General features: G+C 76.8%; 10 protein-coding genes. 6 read left to right on the top strand and 4 right to left on the bottom strand.

Annotation, left to right across the window (positions count from 1 at the left end; translation table 11 throughout):
* The first annotated feature begins 58 nt into the window (after positions 1-58).
* Both ACHZ99_RS15645 and ACHZ99_RS15640 read left to right on the top strand, forming a co-directional pair.
* Positions 59-1,090 carry a DUF2637 domain-containing protein gene (locus ACHZ99_RS15645; RefSeq protein ID WP_420305176.1) on the top strand — a complete coding sequence of 344 codons (1,032 nt, stop codon included), beginning with the start codon at positions 59-61 and terminating at the stop codon, positions 1,088-1,090.
* A gap of 94 nt (positions 1,091-1,184) precedes the next feature.
* Entirely contained in the window at positions 1,185-4,322 is a 3,138-nt protein-coding gene (locus ACHZ99_RS15640; RefSeq protein ID WP_420305175.1) for an alpha-mannosidase, read from the top strand.
* Between the two features lie 32 nt (positions 4,323-4,354).
* Here the strand turns inward: ACHZ99_RS15640 and ACHZ99_RS15635 are convergent, their stop codons facing one another.
* Positions 4,355-5,593 (bottom strand): protein phosphatase 2C domain-containing protein, encoded by a 1,239-nt coding sequence (locus ACHZ99_RS15635; RefSeq protein WP_420305174.1) that lies wholly within the window; start codon positions 5,591-5,593, stop codon positions 4,355-4,357.
* A gap of 1,781 nt (positions 5,594-7,374) precedes the next feature.
* Here ACHZ99_RS15635 and ACHZ99_RS15630 point away from each other — a divergent pair.
* Entirely contained in the window at positions 7,375-8,379 is a 1,005-nt protein-coding gene (locus tag ACHZ99_RS15630) for a helix-turn-helix domain-containing protein (RefSeq protein ID WP_420305173.1), read from the top strand.
* Positions 8,380-8,500: 121 nt separating this feature from the next.
* Here the strand turns inward: ACHZ99_RS15630 and rsgA are convergent, their stop codons facing one another.
* On the bottom strand, positions 8,501-9,619 hold the full coding sequence (gene rsgA / locus ACHZ99_RS15625) for a ribosome small subunit-dependent GTPase A (protein ID WP_420305172.1): 1,119 nt from the start codon (positions 9,617-9,619) through the stop codon (positions 8,501-8,503).
* A gap of 292 nt (positions 9,620-9,911) precedes the next feature.
* Here rsgA and polX point away from each other — a divergent pair, with 292 nt between their 5' ends.
* Positions 9,912-11,645 carry a DNA polymerase/3'-5' exonuclease PolX gene (gene polX, locus ACHZ99_RS15620; RefSeq protein ID WP_420305171.1) on the top strand — a complete coding sequence of 578 codons (1,734 nt, stop codon included), beginning with the start codon at positions 9,912-9,914 and terminating at the stop codon, positions 11,643-11,645.
* 80 nt (positions 11,646-11,725) lie between these two features.
* Here polX and ACHZ99_RS15615 read toward each other — a convergent pair whose 3' ends face one another.
* Positions 11,726-12,604, bottom strand: coding sequence for an NAD(P)-dependent oxidoreductase (locus tag ACHZ99_RS15615; protein ID WP_420305170.1), 879 nt, complete (start codon positions 12,602-12,604; stop codon positions 11,726-11,728).
* Positions 12,605-12,699: 95 nt separating this feature from the next.
* Here ACHZ99_RS15615 and ACHZ99_RS15610 point away from each other — a divergent pair, with 95 nt between their 5' ends.
* The gene (locus tag ACHZ99_RS15610; protein ID WP_420305169.1) at positions 12,700-13,302 is read left to right on the top strand and encodes a TetR/AcrR family transcriptional regulator; all 603 of its coding nucleotides are present in this window, start codon (positions 12,700-12,702) and stop codon (positions 13,300-13,302) included.
* A gap of 63 nt (positions 13,303-13,365) precedes the next feature.
* On the opposite strand, the gene ACHZ99_RS15605 is transcribed toward ACHZ99_RS15610, so the two are convergent.
* Positions 13,366-14,616: a YihY/virulence factor BrkB family protein gene (locus tag ACHZ99_RS15605; RefSeq protein ID WP_420305168.1), complete on the bottom strand. Its 1,251-nt coding sequence runs from the start codon at positions 14,614-14,616 to the stop codon at positions 13,366-13,368.
* Here ACHZ99_RS15605 and ACHZ99_RS15600 point away from each other — a divergent pair.
* Positions 14,599-16,254, top strand: coding sequence for an acyl-CoA dehydrogenase family protein (locus ACHZ99_RS15600; protein WP_420305167.1), 1,656 nt, complete (start codon positions 14,599-14,601; stop codon positions 16,252-16,254). The genes ACHZ99_RS15605 and ACHZ99_RS15600 overlap by 18 nt on opposite strands.
* Positions 16,255-16,395: the final 141 nt, after the last annotated feature.

The raw sequence follows: 16,395 nt of genomic DNA, 5'->3' as shown, positions 1-16,395 counted from the left end.
CGGTGCCCGAAACACGAGTCACCGGTCACCGGTCATCGCGCGAGGCAAGGGACATCCGATGGGATTCAACGGGATATCGCTGAGCTGGGCCCTCCCGGCCGCCGTGCTGCTGCTCGGGCTGCTCGCGGCCGTCGCCGTCGTCGTACGCGGCCGGCAGCGGGCCGACGAGCCCGCGGACTCCTGGGAGGCGGGCGAGCAGCGCCGCCGCCGCAAGGAGGCGATGTACGGAACGCTCGCGTACCTCCTGCTCTTCTGCTGCGCCGCGGTCGCCGCCGCGCTCTCCTTCCACGGCCTGGTCGGCTTCGGCCGGCAGAACCTCGGCCTGTCCGGCGGCTGGGAGTACCTGGTCCCGTTCGGGCTCGACGGCGCCGCCATGTTCTGCTCGGTCATCGCCGTGCGCGAGGCCAGCAACGGCGACGCGGCGCTCGGCTCCCGGCTGCTGGTGTGGACGTTCGCGGGCGCGGCGGCCTGGTTCAACTGGGTGCACGCGCCGCGCGGCACCGGGCACGCGGGCGCCCCGCAGTTCTTCGCGGGCATGTCGCTGTCCGCCGCGGTGCTCTTCGACCGGGCGCTGAAGCAGACCCGCCGCGCGGCGCTGCGCGAGCAGGGGCTCGTGCCGCGGCCGCTGCCGCAGATCCGGTTCGTACGCTGGCTGCGGGCGCCCCGCGAGACGTTCCGGGCGTGGTCGCTGATGCTCCTCGAAGGCGTGCGCACGCTGGACGAGGCCGTCGACGAGGTGCGCCGGGACAGCCGGGACGAGGCCCGCCGGCGGGCCGAGGAGCGCGAGCAGGCCCGGCTGGAGCGGGCCCGGCTCAAGGCCCTCGGCAAGCACCACCGCGCGCTGGTCCCGGGCGAGCTGACCGCGGCGCGCGCCGAGCCGCCGGTGGCGCTGACGCCGGAGCCGGTCCCGGAGGCGGCGCGGCTGCCGCTGCGGTCCCGGCAGGCGGTGGGCGGCGGGAAGCCGGTCACGGGCGCGGGGCCGGGCGTGGGCGCAGGGCCGGGTGCCGGGCCCGTACCGGACGACGAGCTCGCGGCCCCGCTCGACACCCTGGAGCAGAAGCTCACGGCCATGGAGAACCAGCTCCGCTGACGGTGTTCCCCCGCCGCCCGGGGAGGTGGGTCCTCTTGCCCGGTCGCCCGCGCGCGGGTTAGGCAGATCACAGCGACGACTGTGAGGAGCCGCGATGCACGACGAGCGAGGACTGGCGGAGGGCCGCCTGGAGCGCGCGCTGCGCCAGTTCATCCGCCCCGCCCAGTACACCGCACGCGTCCCGCTGGAGCTGTCGGTGTGGCACCGCCCCGGCGAGCCGGTGCCCGCGGCGGAGGCGCTGAAGGTGCCCCCGGAGGAGTACGAGCCCTTCGCCGCCGGCACCCGCTGGGGGCCGCCGTGGTCGACCAGCTGGTTCCGGCTGACCGGCACCGTGCCGGCGGGCTGGGCGGGACGGCGCGTCGAGGCGGTGATCGACCCCGGGTTCGGCGCCGAGATGCCCGGGTTCCAGGCCGAGGGCCTCGTGTACGACGCGGCCGGGGTGCCCGTCAAGGGCGTCCACCCGCGCAACCGCCACGTGCCGGTCGCCTCCCCCGCGGCCGGCGGCGAGCCCGTACGGCTGCTGCTGGAGGCCGCCGCGAACCCCGCCGTCCTCCAGGACTTCACGCCCACCCTGCTGGGCGAGCTGCGCACCGCGGGCGACGCGCCCCTCTACACCTTCCGCTCCGCCGACCTCGCCGTCCTCGACGAGGACGTGTGGCATCTCGTCCTCGACATCGAGGTGCTCGCCGAGCTGATGCACGAGCTGCCCGCGGACCGGAGCCGCCGGCACGACCTCCTGCACACCCTCGACCGCATGCTCGACGTGCTCGACCTGCACGACGTGCCCGGCACGGCCGCCGCCGCCCGCGAGGCGCTGGCCCCGGCGCTGGCCCGGCCCGCGGCGGCCAGCGCCCACCGGGCGTACGCCACCGGCCACGCGCACATCGACTCCGCCTGGCTGTGGCCGCTGCGCGAGACCGTGCGCAAGGCGTCCCGGACGTTCGCCAACGTCACCGAGCTGGCGCTGTCCGGGGACTACCCGGAGCTGGTCTTCGCCTGCTCGCAGGCGCAGCAGTACGCCTGGGTCAAGCAGCACCAGCCGCACCTCTACGAGCGCATCCGCGCCGCCGTGGCCGCCGGCCGGTTCGTGCCGGTCGGCTCGATGTGGGTGGAGTCCGACGCCAACATGCCGGGCGGCGAGGCGCTCGCGCGCCAGCTGGTGCACGGCAAGCGGTTCTTCGCCGAGGAGTTCGGCGTGGACACGCAGGAAGTGTGGCTGCCGGACTCCTTCGGCTACACGGCGGCGTTCCCACAGCTCGCGCGGCTGGCGGGGATCCGCTGGTTCCTCACCCAGAAGCTGTCGTGGAACCAGACGAACAAGATGCCGCACCACACCTTCTGGTGGGAGGGCATCGACGGCACCCGCGTCTTCACCCACTTCCCGCCGGTGGACACGTACAACGCGACCATGCACGCCGCCGAACTCGCGCACGCCGAGCGCAACTTCGCCGACAAGGGGCGGGCGAGCATGTCGCTGGTGCCGTTCGGGTACGGCGACGGGGGCGGCGGGCCGACGCGGGAGATGCTGGAGAAGGCGCGCCGGCTGCGGTCCCTGGAGGGCTCGCCGCGGGTGGAGGTGGCGCGGCCCGCGGAGTTCTTCGCGGCGGCCGAGGAGGAGTACGGGGCGGCGGCGCCGGTGTGGTCCGGGGAGCTGTACCTGGAGTTCCACCGGGGCACGTACACCAGCCAGGCCGACACCAAGCGCGGCAACCGGCGCAGCGAGCACCTGCTGCGGGAGGCGGAGCTGTGGGCGACGGCGGCGGCGCTGGCGGACCCGGCGTACGCGTACCCGTACGAGGAGCTGGACCGGATCTGGAAGACCGTGCTGCTGCACCAGTTCCACGACATCCTGCCGGGGTCGTCGATCGCGTGGGTGCACCGGGAGGCGGCGGAGACCTACGCGGCGGTGCGGGAGGAGCTGGCGGGGATCACGGCGGCGGCGGTCGCCGCGCTGGGCGCCGCGGGCGGCGTCGCCGCGCTGAACGCCTCGCCGTACGACCGGGACGAGGTCGTGGAGCTGGCCGCGGCGGAAGCGGCCGCCCTGCCGCCGGAGGCGGTGACCCAGCCGGCGGGCGACGGGCGGTCGCTGGCGCGGGTGCGGGCGCCGGGGCTGGGCGCCGGGACGGTGGGCACGGCAGGCGGCCGCGCGGTGGTGGTGACGTCCGAGGGCGACGGTACGGTGCTGGACAACGGGCTGTTGCGGGTCGTCGTCGACGGCGACGGGCTGCTGACCTCCGTACGGGACCTGACCGCCGGCCGCGAGGTGCTGGCGCCGGGCGCCCGCGCCAACCTGCTCCAGCTCCACCCCGACCACCCCAACCGGTGGGACGCCTGGGACATCGACGAGTTCTACCGCCGCACCCGCACCGACCTCGTGGCGGCGGAGTCGGTCGCGGTCACCGAGTCCGGCCCGCTGCGCGCGGCGGTGCGGGTGACGCGGGCGGTGGGCCGGTCGCGGATCGTGCAGGACATCAGCCTGGCGGCGGACAGCGGGCGGGTGGACTTCACCACCGAGGTCGACTGGCGGGAGCAGGAGAAGGTCCTCAAGGCCGCGTTCCCGCTGGACGTGCACGCGGAACGGTCCACGTCCGAGATCCAGTTCGGGCACGTGCACCGGCCGACGCACGCGAACACCAGCTGGGACGCGGCGAAGTTCGAGGTCTGCGCGCACCGCTGGCTGCACGTCGGCGAGCCGGGGTACGGCGTGGCGCTCCTCAACGACGCCACCTACGGCCACGACGTGACCCGGGAGCCGCACGGGGCGGGCCTGGGCACGACGGTCCGGCTGACGATCCTGCGCGCGCCGCGGTTCCCCGACCCGGAGACGGACCTCGGAGTGCACCGCTACCGCTACGCGCTGCTGCCGGGCGCGGACGTGGGCGCGGCGGTCGCGCAGGGCCTCGCGCTGAACCTGCCGCTGCGGCCCGCGCGCACGGCAGCGCGGGAGCCGCTGGTGTCGGTGAGCGACCCGGCGATCACGGTCGAGTCGGTCAAGCCGGCGGAGGACCGCGGCGGGGACGTGGTGGTGCGGCTGTACGAGTCCCGCGGCGGGCGGGCGTCGGGGAGGCTGACGACGTCCTTCGCCGTGCGGGACGTACAGGTGACGGATCTGCTGGAGCGCCCGCTGGAGCCGGACGCGGCGGGGGCCGCGGTCCCGGACGGGGACGGCGGCGTGGAGCTGCGGCTGCGCCCGTTCCAGATCCTGACGCTGCGGATGCGGCCCGTACGGTGAGGTACGGGGCCCGGCGGCGCCGGGCCCCCGGCTCAGCTCTCCCAGAGGGCGGCGGCGGTACGGTCGTCGGCGAAGCCCTTGGCGCGCAGCTGGACGTCCTCAAGGAACGCGGCGAGCCCCGGCGGCGCCTGGCCGCCGCGCCACCGCTCGGCCAGCTCCGCCGCCAGCCCCGGCGCCCCGCGCAGCGGCTCGGCGAACCCGGGGCTGCACAGCAGCAGCACGTCGCCCGGCCGCCCCTCGGACGCCCGGAACGCGAACGGCGCCGGCTCCCCGGGGCCGGGCGACGCCACGGGCGCGCCGAAACCGGGCGGGGCACCGGGCGGGCCGCCGGGCGGCGGCGCCGAGCCGGGGGCACCGAAGCCGGGCGGCGGCGGCCCGGCGGGGTCGCGGCGCGGGGGGCGGGCGCCGAGGTCGACGGTGAGCCGCGGATCGACGGGCGCGCCGGGCCGCTCCGCCGGTTCCCCGCCGCCCTTCCCGTCCTCGTCGTCGGCCGGCGGGGCGGGCTCCAGGTCCTGCCACTCGTCGCCGCGCAGCCGGAAGAGGCCGCCGGGCCCGGTACCGAAGAACACCCGGGTACGGCAGCCGGGGTCGGCGGACAGCAGCAGGCAGCGCAGCCCGGCGGAGTACCCCGCGGGATCCACGCCGAACTCCTCCGCCTGCGCGCGCATCAGCCCGTACGTGCGTCCCGTGAGCCGGTGCAGACCGCCCTTGAGCGCGGCGCGGCGGCCGGTGCGGATGTCCTCCGAGAGCCGCGCCCGGCTGCGGCCCACGGCCTCGCCCATCCACCGCACGAGCGAGGCGGCGGCCCGGTCCGTACGGGGCACGCCGCGGGCGCCGGTGGCGACGGCGACGAACACGAGCGCGTCGTCACCGCCGCCGAAGCGGGCGGTGAGGACCGCGTCGCGGCGCAGCTCGCCGCGGTAGCGGGGGCTGTCGCCGCGGGTGGCGGCGGTGCGGAGGGTGAAGGACCCGTAGCGCGCGCCGTCGAGAACGGTGTCGGGCACCAGCTCCCCGAGCGCCGCCGGCGCGACCTCGGGCAGGGTCGTGGGCTCCGCCTCGTAGGTGGGCGGCCCGCCCCCGACGAAGGCCCCGGCACGGCGGCCGGCCCAGTCGGCGTCGGTGACGGTGTCGGTGGCGGACACGTGCCGCAGCCGCAGAGTGGCGGGCGGAGGCCCGCCGTCGTCGGGGTCCGCGGAGCCCGCGGGGTCGGCCGGAGCGGGGCCCGCGGCCGCGGGTGCGGGCGGGGCGGGCGGATCGGCAGTCGTCCGCACCGGCGCCACCCCCCGCGAAGCTGGAACGGACGGCGCGGCCTCCCCGGCCGGAGGCCCGGGGGGCGCCGCAGGATCGGCGGGCACGGAAGCACCCGGAGCAGGCGGCGCGGGGTCCGCGGGAGGGGGTGGCGCGGGCGGGGACGATGTCGGCTCAGCGTCCCTCCGCGCGGGTGGCACCGGCCCCGCCTCGGCCCGCGCGGCAGGCGCGGGCGGCACGGTCGGCCCGGGCGGGGGCGCCGCGCGGTCCGCAGGGCCGGTCGGCGCCGGTCCCACCGAAGCGGGCGGCGCGGAGGCAGGCGGCGCGGAGTCCTCAGGGGCGGACGGTACAGAGGGGCGCGGCGCGGTCTCCCCGGCGCGGGGCTCCCCCGCGTCCGCAGCAGCACGCGGCCCCGGCGGCGTCTCCCCCGGAGCGGGCGTCGTCCTCTCCGCGGGGGCCGACTCCGCCGAGGGGCCCGGCGGGGGCGCGGCGTCCGGGGCTCCGTCCGCGGGTTCCCCGCGACCGGACGGCACCGTACCGGTCGAGGCATCGTCCGCAACGGTCCGCGGTCCAGGCGGCGGCTCCGTGGACTCCCACCGGGCGGGCGCCACCGCTTCGTCCGGGGCCGGCGGCCCCGCCGCCTCGGCCGGTGCGTGACCCGCAGGCCCCCCGGGGCCGGTGGGCGGCTCTTCCGCCGGGACCGGATCCACGGCTTCCTCCCGGCCGGGCGCCTCCGCGTCCACCGGAGTGCGACCCGCCGACTCCCACCACGCGGGCCCCGCGGACTCCCACACTCCGGCCACCGCCGACTCCCGTGGCGCGGGCGCGGGCGGGGGCGACGGCGGGGCGTACGGCACCGGGTCCTGTTCCGGCTCGTCCTCCGCCTCGACCTCCGGCTCCGCCACCGCTGCCTCGTCCGCGACACCCGGCCCGTCCGCCTCGTCGGGCTCGTCCATCTCCGCGCGCTCCAGGCGGCGGTCCGCCCTCAAGTCCTCCCGCATGCCCGCGTGGCCGGTGGGCGCTCTTCCGCCGGGACCGGTTCCACGGGTGCCTCCGGCCGGACGGTTCCGCGTCCACCGGGCGCGATCCGCCGTCTCCACCACGCGGGCCCCGCGGACTCCACCTCCGGCCACCGCCGACTCCGTGGCGCGGGCGGGGGCGGGGCAGGCGGGCGTACGGCACCGGGTCCTGTTCCGGCTCGTCCTCCGCCTCCGCCTCCGGCTCCGCCACCGCTGCCTCGTCCGCGACACCCGGCCCGTCCGCCTCGTCGGGCTCGTCCATCTCCGCGCGCTCCAGGCGGCGGTCCGCCCTCAAGTCCTCCCGCATGCCCGCGAACACGTCGTCCGTCCAGCCACGGCCCTCCGGCGGCTCCGAAGCCGGCGGCTCCGGAGCCGCCGGTTCCGCGCGCTCCGTGAAGCCCGGGACGCCCGACACCGAAGGCGCCGCCGACGCGGAGTCGGCCAGCGGCGGGTAGTCGGGGTCCCGCATCTGGTCGTACGGCTCCGCCGCCGACGCCCGCGACGCCCGCGACGGCCCCGCCGCCTCCGACTCCTCCTCCACCGCCCGCGTCGCCGACGCGAAGCGGTCGTCGAGCGTGTCCCCGCCGCGCTGCGGCCCCGTGTCCGGCACTCCCTCCGCGTACAGGTCGTGCCACCAGTCGTCCTCGCTGCGGCGATCCCCCGCCGTATCCCCCTGCCGGTCCATGCCCCTATTGTTCCCCGCCGTCCCCGTCCGGAACGACCGGACCCGCAAGATCACGGCAAGGGCCTTCCACCCGGGCCGCCCGTGCGGTCAGGATGTGCGGGTGCTCGGTGCCATCGGACTCGACGAGATGCAGGAGTCGGCCTACCGCGCGCTGGTGGCACTCGGCGCCGCCGACGTCCCCGAGTTGGCGCGGCGGCTGACGCTGCCGGAGCCGGAGGCGGTGCGGACGCTGCGGCGGCTGGAGCAGCACGGGCTGGCGGCGCAGTCGTCGGCGCGGCCCGGCCGGTGGGTGGCGGCGCCGCCGTCGGTGGCGCTGGGGGCGCTGCTCATCCAGCAGCGGCACGAGCTGGAGCGCGCCGAGTTGGCCGCGGCGCTGCTGGCGGAGGAGTACCGCGCGGAGGCCGGGGAGCCCGCGGACGTACACGACCTGGTGGAGGTGGTGACCGGCGCGGGGGCGGTGGCGCACCGGTTTCTGCAGCTCCAGCTCGGCGCGGAGCAGGAGGTGTGCGCGCTGGTCACGCGGGAGCCGCTGGCGGTGCGCAGCCAGGACAACACCGCGGAGGAGAAGGCCGCGGGCCGCGGTGTGCGGTTCCGGGTGGTGCTGGAGCGCTCCCGGCTGCTGGCCCCGGGCACGGTGGCGGAGGCGGCCGAGGCGCTGCGCCGGAACGAGGAGTTGCGGGTCGCGGACGTGGTGCCGACGAAGCTGGTGATCGCGGACGGGGCGACGGCGATGGTGCCGATGTCCGCCGAAGCCGGCGAGCCCGCCGCGCTGGTGGTGCACGCGAGCGGGCTGCTGGAGTCGCTGATGGGGCTCTTCGAGAGCCTGTGGCGGCAGGCGGTGCCGCTGCGGCTGCCCGCGGGCGGCGGGGCGGTGGCCGAGCAGGGGCCGGACGGGCCGGACGCGGTGGACCTGCAGATCCTCGGGCTGCTGCTCGCGGGGCTCACGGACGCGAGCGCCGCCAAGCAGCTGGACCTGGGGCTGCGGACCGTACAGCGGCGGGTGAAGCGGCTGATGGAGATCGCCGGGGTGCACACGCGGCTGCAACTGGGCTGGTACGCCCGGGAACGCGGCTGGTGCGCGGACGGCTCTCCCGGGAGCCGCTGACGCGCCGCGCGCGGTCACACCGCCGGGAATCCGGCGGTCGTCTCGGGGTGGCGGGCGGGGCGGCTCCGGCCCGTACGGCGCCGGGGGCCGGGCGCACCGGCCGCGGCGGCCGGTGGGCCGCTCACTGCCTCCCCTTGCGCGCCCGCGCCTCGCGGTCCGCCGCGTCGCGGCGCTTCCACTCCCGGCGCCGCTCCGCCTGGAGCCGGGAGTCCGTGCGGGCCGCCATGCGGGCGTTCTCGCGCCGCAGGCGGCGGTAGCTGTCCAGCCGGCGGGGGTGCAGCTCGCCGTTCTCCAGGGCCGCGACGACCGCGCAGCCCGGCTCGGCCGTGTGCGCGCAGTCGTGGAAGCGGCAGTGTGCGGCCAGCTCCTCGATCTCGGCGAAGACCTGGCCCAGCCCGTCGTCGGCCTCCCACAGGCCGACGCCGCGCAGGCCGGGGGTGTCGATGAGGACGCCGCCGCCGGGCAGGGGCAGCAGGTCGCGGGTGACGGTGGTGTGCCGCCCCTTGCCGTCGGCGTCGCGTACCGCGTGGACCTGCTGGGCGGCGGTGCCGAGCAGGGTGTTGGCGAGGGTGGACTTCCCGGCGCCGGAGGCGCCGAGGAGCACGGAGGTGCCGGTGGCCAGCGCGGCGGCCAGCTGCTGGAGGCCGGCGCCGGTGGCGGCGCTGACGGCGAGGACGCCGGTGCCCGGGGCGACCTCCTCGGTGTCGGCGACCAGGTGGCCGAGGACGACAGGGTCGTCGACCAGGTCGGCCTTGGTGAGGACGATCAGCGGTTGCGCGCCGCTGGACCAGGCGAGCGACAGCATCCGTTCCAGGCGGGCCGGTTCGATGTCGGCGGCGCGGGTCGCGGCCAGCGAGACGGCGATGACGGCGTGGTCGACGTTGGCGGCGATGACCTGGCCCTCGGAGCGTTTGGAGGACGCCGAGCGCAGAAACGCGGTGCGGCGCGGCAGCAGGGCGGTGACGGCGGGGCGGGCGCCCGGTTCGAGCGCGGCCCAGTCGCCGGTGCAGGGCAGCCGGGTGAGGTCGGCGGTCCGCCCGGCGGCGCGGTCGGCGCCCGCGAGGCGGGCGGTGGTGGCGCGTACGGGGCCGGTGTCGGTGAGGGCGACGCAGGAGCCGCGGTCGACCCGGGCGATGCGGGCGGGGATCAGCCCTTCGGACTCGTACGGCGCGAAGGCGTCGGCGGCGGCCTCATCCCAGCCGTACGCGGAGAGGGGACGGGAGGCGGGGAGGTGTGTCAACGGAGTGACCCTTCGGAAAGGAGCGGGCGTGCGGCTGTCCTGCGGGGACTGTGCCCCTGACGGCTTCGGTCATGGCCCTCACCTCCCTGGTCGGTACCGGTCACCTGGTGCGCTGGAAGCGTACGCAGCTGCGCACACGTGGCGCCAGCGGTTTTCGTCCGCGCCAGCGCCGCGCTCGGGCGGCGCGGAGCGCGGATCGGCGGCATGCTTGTCGGCACGGGCGCGTCGCTTCGGGCCGCCGGCCCCCGCCGCCCGTACCACTCCCCCGCGACGTGGACCGAGGTGAGCTGAGGTGGATTCCAACGAGGAGGTCGCCGCGCTCCTTCAGGAGTACGCCGACCTGCTGTCCATCACCGGCGGCGACGCCTTCAAGGCGCGCGCCTACGAGCGGGCCGCCCGCGCGGTCGGCGGCCACTCCGCCGACGTGTCCGGGCTGGACGCCCGGGCGCTCAAGGCGATCCCCGGGGTGGGCGGCTCCATCGCGGACAAGATCGGCGAGTATCTGCGTACGGGCCGGGTGGCGGCGGTCGACGAGGCCCGGGAGCGGATCCCGGCCGGGGTGCGGGAGCTGATCGCGATCCCCGCCCTCGGCCCCAAGCGGGCGCTGCTGCTCTACGAGGAGCTGGGCGTGTCGTCCGTCGACGAGCTGGCCGCGGCGATCGGCGAGCACCGGCTGCGCGGGTTGAAGGGGTTCGGCCCGAAGAGCGAGGAGAAGCTGCTCCACGGCATCGACCTGCTGCGCTCGGCCACCGGCCGGATCCCCGTCGACACGGCGCTGGCGCTGGCCGAGGACATCGTCGCGCGGCTGTCGGCGGTGCCGGGCTGCGAGCGCTGCGCGTACGCGGGCTCGCTGCGCCGGCGCCGCGGGACGGCCGGGGACCTCGACGTGCTCGCCGCGGCGGCGGACTCCGGGCCGCTGACGGCGGCGTTCACCGGGCTGCCGATGGTCGGGGAGGTCATCGGCACGGGCGGGACGAAGACCAGCGTCCGCACCACGGACGGCGTCCAGGTCGACCTGCGGGTGGTGCCGCCGGGCGCGTGGGGCGCCGCGCTCCAGTACTTCACCGGGTCCAGGGAGCACAACATCCGCCTCCGCGAGATCGCGGTGCGCAAGAAGCTGAAGCTGTCGGAGTACGGGCTGTTCCACGCCCGCAGCGGCCGCCGCGTCCGCGTGGAGACCGAGGAGGACGTCTACGCGCGCCTCGGCCTGCCGTGGATCCCGCCGCCGCTGCGGGAGGACCGCGGCGAGATCGAGGCGGCGGCCGGGGACGGGCTGCCGGAGCTGGTGACGGAGGACGACCTGCGCGGCGACCTGCACACCCACACCGACCTCACGGACGGGATCGACTCGCTGGAGGCGATGGTGGACGCCGCCCGGGAGCGCGGCTACACGTACTACGCGATCACGGACCACGCCCCCGAGCTGCGCATGCAGCGCATGACGAAGGAGAAGATGCTCGCCCAGCGCGAGACGGTGGCGGAGCTGGACGCGCGCTCGCGGCGGCGCAGGGGCGGGATGCGGCTGCTGCACGGCACGGAGCTGAACATCGCGCCGGACGGCTCGGTCGACTGGCCCGGGGAGTTCCTGGAGACGTTCGACGTGTGCGTGGCGTCGGTGCACTCGCACTTCACGCAGCCGCGGGACGAGATGACCCGGCGCTTCCTCGCCGCGGTCGAGAACCCGCACGTGCACATCATCGGCCACCCCACCACCCGCAAGGCGGGCAAGCGGCCGGCGGTCGACGCGGACTGGGACGCGGTCTTCGCGGCCTGCGCGCGTACGGGCACGGCGCTGGAGGTCAACGCGCACCCGAACCGCCTCGACCTGCCGGACGAGCTGATCCTGCGGGCGCGCGGGTACGGGGTGAGGTTCGCCGTCGACAGCGACGCGCACTCGGTGCCGGACCTGGCGAACATGCGCTACGGGGTGGGCATCGCGCGGCGCGGCTGGCTGACGCCGGAGGACGTGATCAACACCTGGCCGCCGGCGCGGCTGCGCCGCTTCCTGCGCGCGAAGGGGACCTGACGCGCCCCGGTCCCGGGCCGTGCGGGCGCCCGCACGGCCCGGGACCGGGGCCGGGACCAGGACAGGGGCCGGGGCGGAGGCTACGCCGCCCGTTCGGCGAAGACCTCGCCCAGGCTCGTCAGGCTGTCGCCCGCGTGCCCGGCCGTCATCCCCCGGCGCACCGCCTCCAGGAACGCCGCCGGCAGCGCGGCGTCCACCCGCGCGTCCGCCGCCGTGTGCCGCACGTGGTCGAGGCTCGCCTCCGCCATCGCCAGCCGGTCGACGTCCCCGGCGTGGTCCCGGGCGTCGATGCGCGGCGCGTAGAAGTCCGCGAAGGCAGGCAGGGAGCCGAGGGTGTCCTTCGCGTACGGCAGGAAGCCGCCGGCGGACAGGCCGTGCGCCCGGGCCAGCGCCATCGCGTGCACGTAACCCAGCATCGCCGGCCAGAACATGGCCATCCCGATCTGGTAGTAGACCTGCGCGAGACCGGGGTCGGCGCCGCGGTAGTCGGTGCGGTTGAGGACCTCCAGGGTCTCGCGGTGCGCCGCGAAGACCGCCTCGTCCCCGCTGTAGTACGTCATCGTCTCCCGGCTGCCGATGCCCGACGGCGGCGACCCCACGCCGCCGGCGAGGAACGCCGCGCCGTGCTCCGCGGCCCAGGCGGCGGCCGCGCGGGACTCCTGCGGGGTGTCGGAGCTGAGGTTGACCAGGACCCGGCCGGGCAGCGCGGCGGCGGCCGGGGTGAGGACCGCGTACATCGCGGCGTAGTCCGTCAGGCTCAGCACCGTCAGCCCGCCGGCGCGGAGCGCGTCCTCGACCGTGTCCGCGGGGGTGGCGCCCCGCGACGCGAGCGCGTCGGCGCGGCCGGGCGTGCGGTTCCAGACGGTCACCGGGTGCCCGGCCGCCAGGAGCGCGGCGGCCATGGCCCGCCCCATCGGGCCGAGGCCGATCACGGTCACGTGCTGCTTGCTCATCGTCATCCTTCCCTGCCGACGGATTGGAACGAACGCTCCATCCAATGCCTCGACGCTAGCACGCCCCCTGGAACGAACGCTCCATCCAGTAGGGTGGGCACGTGCAGACCACGTCACGGCCACAGCGGCAGACACGGACCCCCGGCACGCGGGAGCGGATCGTCGAGGCCACGTCCCGCCTGTTGCAGCGGCAGGGGTACGAGGGCACGTCGGTGAAGGAGATCGCGCGGGCGGCCGGCGCCACCCTCAGCTCCGTCTACCACTTCTTCCCCGGCGGCAAGCAGGAACTGGCCGTCGCGGCGATCCGGCACGGGGACGCGGAGTTCGCGGAGTTGCTGTCCGCGTCGCTGGCGCGGGAGGCGGACCCGGCCGCCGCCGTGGTGGCCTGCACGGACGCGCTCGCCGCCGGGCTGCGGGACTCCGGCTGGTCCGACGGCTGCCCCGTCACGGCCACGGCGCTGGAGACCGCCGGGCGCATCCCCGAGATCCAGCGGGCGTGCACGCAGACGTACGAGCACTGGCAGCGGCTGGTGGCCGAGCGGCTGGTGACGGCGGGGTTCGCCGAGGCGGACGCGCGGGAGCTGGCGTGGACCGTGGTCACCACCATCGAGGGCGCCGAGGGCGCGGCGCAGGTGTTCCGCAGCGCGACGCCGCTGCATCTCGCCGGCCGGCACCTGGCCCGGCTGCTCGACGCGTACCGCTGACGGGGCGCCCCGGCCCGTACCGGCCCCGACCCGTACCGGCGGCGGGGCGGGCGGGGCGGGCGGTCACTTCACCTCGTGCCGCGCGTCCTCCTCCCGGGGCTCGCCCCGGGCGTCCGGCCGGTACGCGTCCGCGCCCCCGCCCCGCTCCCCCGCCCGTCTGGCCTCGGCCCGCGGCGCCTCCTCGGCCTCCTCCTCCGCCCACTCCTCCACCGGGTCCTCCGCCCACTCCTCCGCCGACGAGTCGCCGTCGAGCCCCCGGGCCCGCGCCAGCCGCTCCGCGGCGGCCTCGGCGACCACCCGGGCCGCCGCCTCCTCCCGGGCCCGGGCGGTCTCGGCGCGGCCGGTGGCGGTGGCGACGGACGGCCAGACGCGGTCGAACGCGGCGTTGACCGCCGCGCCGACCAGCACCGCGAACGCCGACACCCCGAACCAGAGCAGCACGGCGACGGGCGCGGCGAGCGAGCCGTAGATCGTCGGGCCCTCCACGGCGTTCAGCAGGTAGAGCCGGAGCAGCAGGCTGCCCAGCAGCCACATGCCGAGCGCCACCAGCGCGCCCGGCACGTCCTCGCGCCACGGCGAGCGGACGGGTACGGCGGCGTGGTAGAGCGTCGTCAGGAACGCGACGGACAGCACCACGACGACCGGCCAGTACAGCACCCGTACGGCGGTCTCGCTCCACGGCAGCAGATGCACCACCGCGTCCGGCCCGGCCACCATCAGCGGCAGCGCGACCACGCCGATGACCAGCGCCACCAGGTACAGCCCGAACGCCAGCAGCCGGGTCCTGACGATGCCGCGGTGGCCTTCGAGCCCGTACATGATGGTGATGGTGTCGATGGTGACGTTCACGGCGCGCGAGCCCGACCACAGCGCGAGCGCGAAGCCGAACGAGATGAGGTCCGGGCGCCCGCCGCGCGTGACGTCGTCGAGGAGCGGGCGGACTATCTCGTCGACGCCCTTCTCCGTCAGGACCGCGTCGGAGGCGTCGATGATGTTGTGCCGGATGGTCCCGACGTCGATGAGCCACTGGTCGAAGTAGCCGAGCAGGCCGAGGAGGCCGAGGAGCAGCGGCGGCAGCGACAGGAGGCTGAAGAAGGCGGCCTCGGCGGCGAGGCCGATCACGCGGTGCTGCATGCAGGAGTTGACCGTGTCCTTCAGCAGCAGCCACGCCACGCGGCGCTTGGGGAGGTGCTGGTACAGGGCCCGGGCCCGGCGCAGCCGGCCGCGGGGTCCGCCCCGTCCGCCCTGTTCCGCGCCCGTTTCCCGTTCTGCTCCCACCTGCCTACCGTAGCTGTCATGGCAGCAGGTACTCATACAGTGACGAATCAGGCACCGCCACTGGTCGGCTACGACGTCTACGCCGCGGACGCGGCGCTCACCGAGGCGGTCGGGCGGTACGTGGCCCCGGAGCGGCACGACGCGGCGCGGGCGGAGCTGAGCGCGCTCGGCCGCGCGGCGGGGTCGGCCGAGGCGCAGCGGTGGGGCGCCGAGGCGAACGCCGCGCCGCCGGTGCTGCGCACCCACGACCGCTACGGCCGGCGCGTCGACGAGGTCGGCTTCCACCCCGCCTGGCACCGGCTCCTGGAGCGCGGCGTGGCGGCCGGGCTGACCGGCGCCTGGAACCGGCCGGACGGGCACGTGCGGCGGGCGGCCGGGTTCCTGGTGTGGACGCAGGCGGAGGCCGGCCACGGCTGCCCGCTGTCGATGACGCACGCCGCCGTCCCGGCGCTGCGCGCGCAGCCGGAGCTGGCCGCGGTCTGGGAGCCGCTGCTGACGTCGCGGGTGTACGAACCGGAGCTGGCGCCCGCCGCCGGGAAGGCGGGCGCGCTCGCCGGGATGGGGATGACGGAGAAGCAGGGCGGCTCCGACGTACGGGCCAACACCACGCGGGCGGAGCCGGCCGGGGCGGGCGCGTACGCCCTGACCGGGCACAAGTGGTTCTGCTCGGCGCCGATGTCGGACGCCTTCCTGGTGCTCGCGCAGGTGCCGTCCGGCGGCGCGGGACCGGGCGGGCCGACGTGCTTCCTGCTGCCGCGGGTGCTGCCGGACGGCAGCCGCAACACCTTTCTCCTCCAGAGGCTGAAGGACAAGCTCGGCAACCGCTCCAACGCCTCCGCCGAGGTCGAGTTCGACGGCACGACGCTCGCCTGGCGGGTCGGCGAGGAGGGCCGGGGCATCCGGACGATCATCGGGATGGTCGCCGCCACCCGGGTGGACTGCGCGACCGCCGCGGCGGCCGTGATGCGGCAGGCGGTGGCGCAGGCGGTGCACCACTGCACGTACCGCACGGCGTTCGGCGGGGTGCTCGCCGGCCAGCCGCTGATGCGCAACGTGCTGGCGGACCTGGCGCTGGAGTCGGAGGCGGCGACGGCGCTGGCGCTGCGGCTGGCGGCGGCGTACGACGCGGGGACGGACGAGGAGCTGGCCTTCCTGCGGCTGGCGGTGCCGGCGGCGAAGTACTGGGTGACCAAGCGGTGCACGCCGGTGGCGGCGGAGGCGCTGGAGTGCCTGGGCGGCAACGGGTACGTCGAGGAGTCGGGGATGCCGCGGCTGCTGCGCGAGGCGCCGCTGAACTCGATCTGGGAGGGCTCCGGCAACGTACAGGCGCTCGACCTGCTGCGCGCGCTGCGGCGGGAGCCGGGCGCGGTGGACGCGGTGCTCACCGAGATCGGCCGGGCGCGCGGCGCCGACCACCGGCTCGACCGGGCGGTGAAGGACCTGCTGACGGAGCTGGCGGACCTGGCGGGCGTCGAGGCGCGGGCCCGCCGGCTGGCGGAGCGGCTGGCGCTGGTGCTGCAAGGGGCGCTGCTCGTACGGCACGCGCCGGCGGCGGTCGCGGACGCCTTCTGCGCGTCGCGGCTGGGCGGCGAGTGGGGGGCGGCGGCGGGGACGCTGCCGCACGGGCTGGACCTGCGGGCGGTGGTGGACCGGGCCCGGCCGGTGGCGGAGTGAGCCGCGGCGGTGGCGGATCCGAGGGTGGCCGGGGGCGGCCGGCGGGTGGGGCGACGGCGGAAGGCCCCTCCCGCAGGGAGGAGAGGCGGCCTTCCGCCGGTGCAGGGTGCGGGAAACGGTGCCGCGCCGACTCGGCGCCCC

Source organism: Streptomyces sp. MAR4 CNX-425 (assembly GCF_048656465.1).
Taxonomy (GTDB): domain Bacteria; phylum Actinomycetota; class Actinomycetes; order Streptomycetales; family Streptomycetaceae; genus Streptomyces.
This window is presented reverse-complemented; position numbering and strand designations above follow the sequence as displayed.